Genomic DNA, 9001 nt, shown 5'->3' on the forward strand with positions numbered 1-9001 from the left:
CGCCCCGGCGGGCCGTCCAGGGCCCCCGGCGCGCCGAAGCCACGAAACCGCACACGCCGTACGCGCTCCCCCCTTGCCATCGGCCCGGAAAGCGGCCATGATTCCGCCGTCCTGCACGGAACACCGCAACCGGAACCGCAGGTGACAATGAACACATCCGCACAACCAACTGTTTCTTTTTACAAAATGCACGGCAGCGGCAACGATTTCGTGCTCATCGACAACCGCGCCCTGCGCCTGCCCCGCGAGGCCATGCCCCAATGGGCCCGGCGCATCTGCCGCACGGCCTTCGGCGTCGGCGCCGACGGCCTGATCCTGCTGGACACGGCCCCGGCCGGAAGCCCGGCGGACTACGTCTGGGATTTCCACAACGCCGACGGCTCGCGCGCCGCCATGTGCGGCAACGGCTCGCGCTGTGCCGCGCGCCTGGCCCACGCCCTGGGCATGGCCGGGCCCACGCATGTGCTGGGCACCGACGCCGGGCCCATCCGCGCGCGGGTCAACCCCGGGGCGGGCACCGTCCGCGTGCAGCTCACCCCGCCCCACGGGCTGGCCCTGGGCGCCGACCTGGACGTGGACGGCCAGCGCCACAGCGTGCATTTCGTGGACACGGGCGTGCCCCACGCCGTGGTGTTCCCCGAGGGGCTCGCCGGGCTGGACGTGCGCACCCTGGGCCGCGCCCTGCGCACGCACCCCCACTTCGCCCCCGCCGGAGCCAACGTCAACTTCGCCCGGGTGGACGCGCCGGACGCCATGACCCTGCGCACCTACGAGCGCGGGGTGGAAAACGAAACCTACGCCTGCGGCACGGGCGCCGCCGCCACGGTGCTGGTGGCCAACGCGCTGGGGCTGGTGGGCACCGAGGTCCGGGTGACCACCTCGGGCGGCGAGGTTTTGCAAATCGGCCTCGAAAACGGTACGGTCTTCCTCGAAGGACCCGCCGTTGTCACCTACCAAGGCCAAATGTTTCTGGATTCCCTGGGGCTGACGCTGCCCTAGGCCCGCACGGGACACGAAGAGGAGGAGCCCATGCATTTTTCGGGTGCGTTCACCGCACTGGTCACGCCGTTCCGCAACGGCGAGCTGGACGAGGAAGCCTACCGCGAGTTCATCGAATGGCAGATCGAGCAGGGGATCAACGGCGTTGTGCCCTGCGGCACCACCGGCGAGTCCGCCACCCTGTCCCACGCCGAGCACGGCAGGGTCATCCGCGTCTGCGTCGAGCAGGTGGCCGGGCGTGTGCCCGTGCTGGCCGGGGCCGGGTCCAACAACACCCGCGAGGCCGTGGAGCTGACCCGCTACGCCAAGGACGCCGGAGCCGACGGCGCCCTGCTCATCACGCCCTACTACAACAAACCCACCCCCGCCGGGCTTGTGGAGCACTTCAAGGCCATCGCCCGCGAAGTGCCCATGCCCATCGTGGTCTACAACGTGCCCGGGCGCACGGCCCTGAACCTCTCCCCCGAAACCCTGGCGCGCATCCGCAAGGCCGTTCCCGAGGTGGTCGGCGTCAAGGAGGCCACCGGCGACCTGAAACAGGTCTCGGACATCATCGAGCTGCTGGGGCCGGACTTCAGCGTCCTGTCGGGCGACGACTTCACGGTGCTGCCGCTGCTGGCCCTGGGCGGCACGGGGGTCATCTCCGTGGTGTCCAACGTGGTGCCCGGCCCCATGGCCGCCCTGTGCGCCGCCCACCGCGACCGCGACAACGAGAAGGCCGCCGCCCTGCACTTCGGGATGATGCCCCTGGCCCGGGCCATGTTCATCGAAACCAACCCCATCCCGGTCAAGACCAGCCTGGCGCTCATGGGCCGCATCGCCCTGGAGCTGCGCCTGCCGCTGGTGGAGATGCAGCCCGAGACGCACGCCCGCCTGGAGGCCACCCTCAAGGCTTCCGGGCTCATCTAGCCGGGAAGGCGCAGGAGTTGCAGGGCAGGCCGCCCTCCCCGGGCTGAAGCGAGGACCGGACAGCGCCTTGCCGCTGCATATCCGGCCCGGACGCCCCGCCCCGGGGCCCAATGCCGAAACGACAAAGCCCCCGCGCCGCAAGGCCGGGGGCTTTTCGTATGGCCTGCGCCGGGCCGGGGCGCTCCAGATGGCCGGGGCGGGGCGGGCCCGCCAGCGGTGCCCGGCGCCCTGACCGCGGCCCGGCGCGGGCCGAGGTCAGCCCCGGGGGAAGCCCTTGCAGCCCGTGCGCAGGGCATGCTTGCGCAGCCCGGGATAGGAACGGCAGATGGCGGGCTTCACGTCGTGGATGGTGCAGACGAAGGCCGTGTCGCCGGGCACCCGCCGCAGGAAGGGGCAGCGCTCGGCGTACAGCGGGGTGCCCGGGCGCCGCCAGATCAGGTAGCGCGGGCCCTGCGGCCCGGGCTCCTCGCCCACCCAGGCCAGGATGTCCTCCCGCCCCAGGCGGCGCCACAGGGCCACGTCCTCGGCGGTGCACTCGCTGTGGTAGTCCAGGTCCAGGCAGCAGCTTCCGCAACGGGTGCAGGCGAAATCGTGCATGCCCGTTTCCAGGCGGATGCACGGGGCATCGGCCGGAACGCCGGGCAGGGCCTCGGCCCGCTGGTCGAAAACCAGGGCGCACAGCCGGGCCAGGACCTCGGGCTCGCAGGCGCGCTGGCGCACGGCCAGGCCCAGCCACCGGGCGGCGACGTTCCAGGCCACGAACCGGGCCTCCTCCGCCCCAGGCTGCGGCGGCAACTCCAGCCCCGGCACATCGCCCCGGCGCCCGGGGCGGGCCGCCTGGCCATACAAAACCTCGGTCAACGAACAGAATTCTTCGAGTTGCGCCCCGTACATGCGCAGGTCGCAACCAATGGCGGCAACGGCCTCGGCGGCTGTAAGCAGCACCGCCGGGCGCGCCGGTCGCCCGGACATGGCATCCTCCGTATCTGTCTTGCAGGTTGCAGCCGGTCACAAAGCACTCGCGGCCGGGCGTCGCGCCCGGCCGCCGTGTGCCCTCTCCGGCCGGAACAGGGCATGGCCCTGACCGCCAGCATTGTTGTTTCCGGCCGGAAAGGCAAGCGGTTCCCGGGAGAAAGCCGCTTTCGGGCCTCCGGCTGCCAGTTCCGGGAAACACCCGGACGGGGCACGGCCGGAAGCGGTGCCGCCAGCGCGGGAACCCGGGCCCGCCCCAAGGGGGCAACCGCCCGGCAGCCTCGGCCCGAGCCGGAACACCCGCTCCCGCCGGGGCAAAGAACGACGCGCCCCCGGGCCTGCGCCCCCGCCGGACCCGGATACGCACGGATACGCACGGATCCCAGCGCGCGCAGGGCCGCCGCATCCGTCAGGCGGATACGGCGGCCCTGTGGCGGGGGCTGCGCCCGGCTCGGGAGCGGCCCGTCAGACCACGATGTCCACCGGGACGGCCGCAGCCCCTCCGCGAGTCCGGGCCCCGGGCTCAGGGGCCGGGGCCGCGTCAGCCCCTTCGGCCGCCGCAGCCGCCGCGGCGGGGGCAACCGGCGCGGCGGGGGCGGCGACAGCTTCTCCGGCGGCCGCGCCCGACTCGGAAACCGCCTGCTCGGCCTTCTCCTCGATGCTTTCCCGCGCCCTGTCCAGATTTTCCTCGTTGGCTTCCAGCGACTCCCGGAGCTTGGTCGCCTGGCGCATGGCCTGGCTGCTGTGCGCCTGGGCCGTAATCTTGACCGTTTCGGGCATCGCGTTGGCGATAACCTCCTTCACGCGGGTGATCGTCATCTGCCGCTCAAGGGACGTGCTCAGCTGCAACGCGGAAACGTACTCCGAGGGCTCGCTCCGCTCGGAAACGAAATTCCCCGCCAACATGTTGGCCGGGGCCGCCTCGCGGGATGCCCCGGGGGGCACCCCGGCGGCGGCGGACGCAACGGCGTCTTCCGGCAGGACGCCTTCGCCCTTGCGCAGTTTTTCCAGCACGCTCTGCAAGTCCCCCCCTGCCGCCAGTTGCGCACCGATGCCGTCGACCATGGTCGTCCTCCCGTTGCATGATTACATCATTCGTATCGGTCAACCGAACCGGATTCTTTAGGGTGCAAGACATGTTCCGTTTTTCCGCATATGCGGAAACGCATTCCGCGTGCCCGGGAGCGCCCAGGCCGTTTCACGCGCGCCGCATCCGCCGCAGCAAAAAGGCCGCCCCGTCCTGCGCAAGGCGCAGGGCCAGGACGGCAAAAAAGGCCCGGCGCGGCGAACCGCGCCGGGCCCCGGAAGCCCGAAGGGGGACGTATCTGCCGATTTACGCGAAGGCCTTGGCCTGGAAGTCCGGCACGACCTGCTTCTTGCGGCTCATGCAACCGGCCAGCCAGAAGGAGCGCTCGCCAGCCTCGACGCCAAACGCCTTCTTGAAGACGTTCTTGTCGTCGGACACGAAGAGCATCTCGCTGCCTTCCTTCATGATGTCGGTGAGCATCAGGATGATGGTGTGGTGGCCCTTCTCCTGCTTGAGCTTCTTGATCTCCTCGTACAGCCCGTCGACGTAGGGCTTGAGGATGTCGCCGTCCACGACCTCGAGCTGGCCGATGCCAACGCCGTGGCCAGCCATGTCGAAGTCCTTGTAGTCGCGGAAGACCAGGTCGCGCATGGGGGTGCCGTCCACGGCGCTCTTGACCTTGAACATGTCCATGCCCAGGGCCATCATGTCGGCCACACCGGCGATCTTGGCCAGGGCCTCGCAGGCGGCCTTGTCAGCCGGGGTGCAGGTGACGGACTTGAACATGACGGTGTCGGAGAGGATGGCGCAGAGCATGGCGCCGGCGATGCCCTTGGGCACTTCCACGCCGTAGAAGTCGTACATGCTCTTCAGCACGGTGCAGGTGCAGCCCACGGGCCAGACCCACATCTCCAGGGGATTGGGGGTGGTCACGTCGCCCAGCTTGTGGTGGTCGACCACGGCCAGGATCTCGGCCTTGTCCAGGTCGGCGGGCAGCTGGGTCTTCTCGGTGGTGTCCACCAGGGCCAGCTTCTGACCAGCAACTTCCTTCACGATCTCGGGAGCGGCCAGGCCGAACTTCTTGAGCACGAAATCGGACTCGGGGGTGACGGCGCCCTGGGCGACGGCCTTGGCCGGCTTGCCGGTTTTGCTGGCCAGGTCGGCGTAGGCGATGGCGGCCACGATGGAGTCGGTATCCGGATTCATGTGACCCATAACGAGCATAGTCATTGAGAACCTCCTCTAAACATTTGACGCAGTTGGCGGAACAAGGTCCCATTGAGCGCATTGAGTTTGTGCCAAATAGCACAAAGGCGGGACGCTGCCAAGCGAAAAGAACGCGCCGCCGCCCGTAAAAAACACAAGACCGACCACTTGTAGCCCAGAAAAGGCGCGGCGGCAACGGGCCGGGAACCACGCGCCAAAACGCCGCCCTGCCGCCACCGGCCCGCCGCCTTCGCGCCCATGCACGCAGCGTGCCCAGGGCCCGCCGCGAGCATGTGCATATGTGAACATGCTCGCCGGGCGGGCCCTGCCGGGCGCGCGGACAAGCACCGGCCCCGCGGGGCGGGCCAGCCCCGTGGGCCGGAGAGCCAGCCCTGAAAGGGTTGCCCTTGTTCCCGGGCCGACGTGTTGCCCCTGTTGCCGGTCGCACCCGGGCGGCCTCGCCGCCGCCCCGGCGGGGAGCCCCCCGTCCCGGGCGCGCGGGCACGCCCTGCGCACGCGCCAAGGACGGCCACGGCCAGGAGCCCCGATTTGGCTATGCGTAAGGGAAGATGCCCGCCGGACAGGACTTGCGGGCTGGGCCGGGCCGGGCGGCCTCGCCGCCGCCCCGACGGCGACGGCCAGAAACCAGCCCTCCGCGACCGGGGCGGTCAAGCCGCCGCGACAGCAAAAAAAGCAGAGGAAGAACGGGAGCCAGCTAGCCCAGGAAGCCGACCACGGCCACGGCCAGGGCGCAGACCGTCAGCACCACATAGGCACGCGGCACGCGCAGGGACATGAGCCCGCCCACGCTGGCCCCGAGCCATATCTGGCCCCAGGAGAACAGCCCCGGCGACGGCTGCATCAGCCCCCGGCCAAGGAGCAGGGTCGCCAGGGTCATGGAGCAGCCCAGGGCCGCGAGGAAGAACAGGAAGTGCGTCAGCACCGAGCGGGCCAGGGCCCGGCGCACCAGCGCCCCCGGGTCGTATTCGCCCTGGCGCCCGGGGCTCAGCCAGCCCTGGAGGGTGTCGAAGGCCGCGTTCTGCCTTGCGCGGTGCATGCGCTCCATGCCGGCGGCCATCCACGACAGGGGCAGGCCGATGAGGATGGGGAACACCGCCCCCGAGGCCCCGGACAGCCCGAAGGCCGTCATGATCGCCAGGGCGCCCAGGGTGCCTGCGGCGGGGTTGGGGGGGATGAAGGTTCCGGCGGGGATGAGGTCGAGCCAGAGCAGCTCGAAGACCAGGGCCACGGAAACGGCCTGGGTCACGTCGCCCGTGAGCATGCCCCAGAGCAGGCCCTGGACCAGCGGGCGCTCAAGGATGCCCAGGTTCAGCGAGAAGCGCAGCGAGGAAAAGACGGCAAAAAAAAACTCGCCAGCAGCGTCCAGCCCGCCAGGGCCGCCGGGGAGACGGGCGCGGCTACCACGTCCGCCCCACCTGCACGGGCTCGTTGGGCACGCAGCGGAAATCCAGGGCCACGCCCCGGGCGGCGAAATAGCTCAGGCAGACCTTGTCCCGCCCGTCCAGGGCCACATGGGCGCAGAGCTGTTCCTTGCCCGGGCCGTAATGCATGTTGCCCAGGTTCAGGCAGCTGAAGGCCGTGCCGTGCTCGTGGGCGCGCCGGGCGTCCTCGCACGAGGCGAAGAGCACCAGCACGTCGGGCTCGGCGTCGTCCTGGAAGGCCGTGGACAGGAAGCCGTGCAGGCCCTCCACGGTGACGAAGACCTTGTCCACATGGCTGGGAATGGCCAGGCCCATGATCTCCTGGCGCAGGGGATCGGCGCTCAGGGCGTCGTTGGCCACGACGATCATCCGCGAACGTGTGAAGGGCAGCCAGGTTTCGATGATCTGCCCATGAATCAGGCGGTTGTCCACGCGCACCCAGAACACGGCTAGCCCCCGGCCACCTTCTGGCGCAGCACCTCGCCCGCGACGACGATGCCCTGGATGCCCGCGGCCTTGGCCTCGTCGGCCAGCCGCGAGAGCGGCAGCGCGCGCATGCCCAGCACCTTGAGCAGCATGGGCAGGTTGACCCCGGTGATGACCTCGAGCTTGCCGGTGCCCAGCAGGGAGAGGCTCAGGTTGGTGGGTGTGCCGCCGAACATGTCCGTGAGCAGCATGACGCCGGAACCGGCGTCCACGCTGGCCACGGCCTGGCGCAGGGCGTCCATGGTCTTGTCCATCTCCGTCGCGGTGTCCACGCTCACGGCGACGCAGGCGCGCTGGGAGCCGAGGATCATCTCGGCGGCGGCGATGAGGCGGGTGCCGTAGTCGGTGTGGGTCACCACGACGACTCCGACGTCGCCGCCCTTGGCTTTCTTTTCCTTGGTCATCGGCTCGCTTGTGCTTGCGGCGCGGCCCGGGCGCCAGCCCGGCGGCCCTGCGCCGTCATTTCAGGTCGATATGCCGGTGTTCGAGAAAGACTGCATAATCCGAGTTGCGCAAGGAGTCAAAGACTGCTTCGGCCACGGCCACGGAGCGGTGCCTCCCGCCGGTGCAGCCGAAGGCCACGGTCATGCGGTAGCGGCCCTCGCGGGCGTACAGGGGCAGCACGAAGTTGAGATAGTCCAGCTGGCGGCGCAGGAACTCCGCGCCGGGCTCGCGCCCGAGCACGAAACGCGAGACGTCCTCGTCCTGGCCGGACAGGGGCCGCAGGGCCTCGTCGAAATGCGGATTGGGCAGAAAGCGCAGGTCGAAGACCAGGTCCGCGTCGGTGGGCACGCCGTGCTTGAAGCCGAAGGACAGGATGTACAGCCGCAGGCCCCAACGCTTGTCGCGCAGGAAATTCCATTTTTCCTGAAGGGTGCGCCGCAGGTCGTGGATGGAGTAGCCCGAGGTGTCCAGGACCAGCTCCGCCTGCTCGCGCACCGGGGCCAGCATCTCCCGCTCGCGGTCCATGGCCGCCTCCAGCGACAGGGCCCCCTCCAGGGGGTGGGGGCGGCGCGTGGCGGCGTAGCGCCGCAGCAGCACGGCCCGCGATGACTCCACAAAGACGATGCGCGGACGGATGCCCAGGGCGGCGCACTGGGAGAGGGTTTCCTTCCATTGGACCAGAAAGTCCGACTGGCGCACGTCCATGCCCAGGGTCAGGCCGCGGTGGTGCAGCTCGGCCTGGCTGTCGAACAGGCGGACCACATCGGGGATGAGCCCCGGGGGCATCCCGTCCACGGACAAAAAACCCAGGTCCTCGAAGACCTTGAGGGCCGTGGACTTGCCCGCACCGGACAGGCCGGTGAGGATGACCACGGGGATATGCCCGCCCGCCGCCGCCTGGGTCATGGTCCGCCTCCCCTAGCAGCCCCGCAGCAGCCGCAGCAGGCCGTCCGCCCCCTCGGCCGCCATGAAGGAGCGGCGGAAGGCGTCGTCCTTGAGCAGGCGCGATATGCCCGCCAGCACGCGCAGGTGCTGGCCGACAACCTGCTCGGGCGCCAGGACCAGGAAGAAGATGTTGCAGGGCCTGTGGTCCAGGGAGTCGAACTCCACGCCCTGCTCGCTGCGCCCGACAACAAGGACGATCCTCTCGATGCAGTCCATCTTGCCGTGGGGGATGGCCACGCCGTCCCCGATGCCCGTGGTGCCGAGCTTTTCGCGATCCTTGAGCACCTTGAGGGCCGTGGCGGCGTCCAGGCCGGGGACCTTGTCCCCGGCCGCGGCCACCAGTTCGGCCAGGACCGCGTTCTTGGTCCTGGCCGCGAGGGCTGGCAGAACCAGCCCTTCTTCCAGCAAATCACCAATGATCATGCGTTACATCCCCGGATCGATAAGCCCGAAATCCCCGTTCTTGCGGAGATAGATGACGTTGATGCGCTCGGTCTGCGCGTTCTGGAACACCAGGAACTCGTAGCCCAGGCTCTCCAGCTGCATGGCCGCCTCCTCGACGGACATGGGC

At 69.8% G+C, this 9001-nt stretch carries 11 protein-coding genes; 2 read left to right on the forward strand and 9 right to left on the reverse strand.

Annotation, left to right across the window (positions count from 1 at the left end; all coding sequences use genetic code 11):
- Positions 1 to 147: 147 nt before the first annotated feature.
- Positions 148 to 999, forward strand: a complete 852-nt coding sequence (gene dapF / locus M0P34_RS10530) for a diaminopimelate epimerase (RefSeq protein WP_291498874.1) — start codon at positions 148 to 150, stop codon at positions 997 to 999.
- A 30-nt stretch (positions 1000 to 1029) separates the two neighbouring features.
- Positions 1030 to 1908, forward strand: coding sequence for a 4-hydroxy-tetrahydrodipicolinate synthase (dapA, locus tag M0P34_RS10535; protein WP_291498875.1), 879 nt, complete (start codon positions 1030 to 1032; stop codon positions 1906 to 1908).
- A gap of 255 nt (positions 1909 to 2163) precedes the next feature.
- Here the strand turns inward: dapA and M0P34_RS10540 are convergent, their stop codons facing one another.
- The 9 genes from M0P34_RS10540 to M0P34_RS10580 all read right to left on the reverse strand — a co-directional run.
- Positions 2164 to 2880, reverse strand: a complete 717-nt coding sequence (locus M0P34_RS10540; protein ID WP_291498876.1) for a YkgJ family cysteine cluster protein — start codon at positions 2878 to 2880, stop codon at positions 2164 to 2166.
- A gap of 465 nt (positions 2881 to 3345) precedes the next feature.
- Entirely contained in the window at positions 3346 to 3945 is a 600-nt protein-coding gene (locus tag M0P34_RS10545; RefSeq protein WP_291498877.1) for a hypothetical protein, read from the reverse strand.
- Between the two features lie 268 nt (positions 3946 to 4213).
- Positions 4214 to 5137 (reverse strand): manganese-dependent inorganic pyrophosphatase, encoded by a 924-nt coding sequence (locus tag M0P34_RS10550; protein ID WP_291498878.1) that lies wholly within the window; start codon positions 5135 to 5137, stop codon positions 4214 to 4216.
- 691 nt (positions 5138 to 5828) lie between these two features.
- Positions 5829 to 6608 (reverse strand): PTS sugar transporter subunit IIC, encoded by a 780-nt coding sequence (locus M0P34_RS10555; protein ID WP_366062490.1) that lies wholly within the window; start codon positions 6606 to 6608, stop codon positions 5829 to 5831.
- The gene (locus tag M0P34_RS10560) at positions 6532 to 7002 is read right to left on the reverse strand and encodes a PTS sugar transporter subunit IIB (protein ID WP_291498879.1); all 471 of its coding nucleotides are present in this window, start codon (positions 7000 to 7002) and stop codon (positions 6532 to 6534) included. The genes M0P34_RS10555 and M0P34_RS10560 overlap by 77 nt, the downstream gene beginning before the upstream one ends.
- Positions 7003 to 7004: 2 nt before the next feature.
- Positions 7005 to 7445: a PTS sugar transporter subunit IIA gene (locus tag M0P34_RS10565; RefSeq protein WP_291498880.1), complete on the reverse strand. Its 441-nt coding sequence runs from the start codon at positions 7443 to 7445 to the stop codon at positions 7005 to 7007.
- A gap of 55 nt (positions 7446 to 7500) precedes the next feature.
- Entirely contained in the window at positions 7501 to 8391 is an 891-nt protein-coding gene (gene rapZ, locus M0P34_RS10570) for an RNase adapter RapZ (RefSeq protein WP_291498881.1), read from the reverse strand.
- Positions 8392 to 8403: 12 nt separating this feature from the next.
- A complete protein-coding gene (locus M0P34_RS10575) occupies positions 8404 to 8853 on the reverse strand; it encodes a PTS sugar transporter subunit IIA (RefSeq protein ID WP_291498882.1) in 450 nt (149 codons plus the stop codon).
- 3 nt (positions 8854 to 8856) lie between these two features.
- Positions 8857 to 9001, reverse strand: a 145-nt coding sequence (locus M0P34_RS10580) for a sigma 54 modulation/S30EA ribosomal C-terminal domain-containing protein (protein ID WP_291498884.1), incomplete at its 5' end; no start/stop codon positions are given.

Origin of the sequence: Desulfocurvus sp., from assembly GCF_023230885.1 — a bacterium.
Lineage (GTDB): Bacteria > Desulfobacterota > Desulfovibrionia > Desulfovibrionales > Desulfovibrionaceae > Desulfocurvus.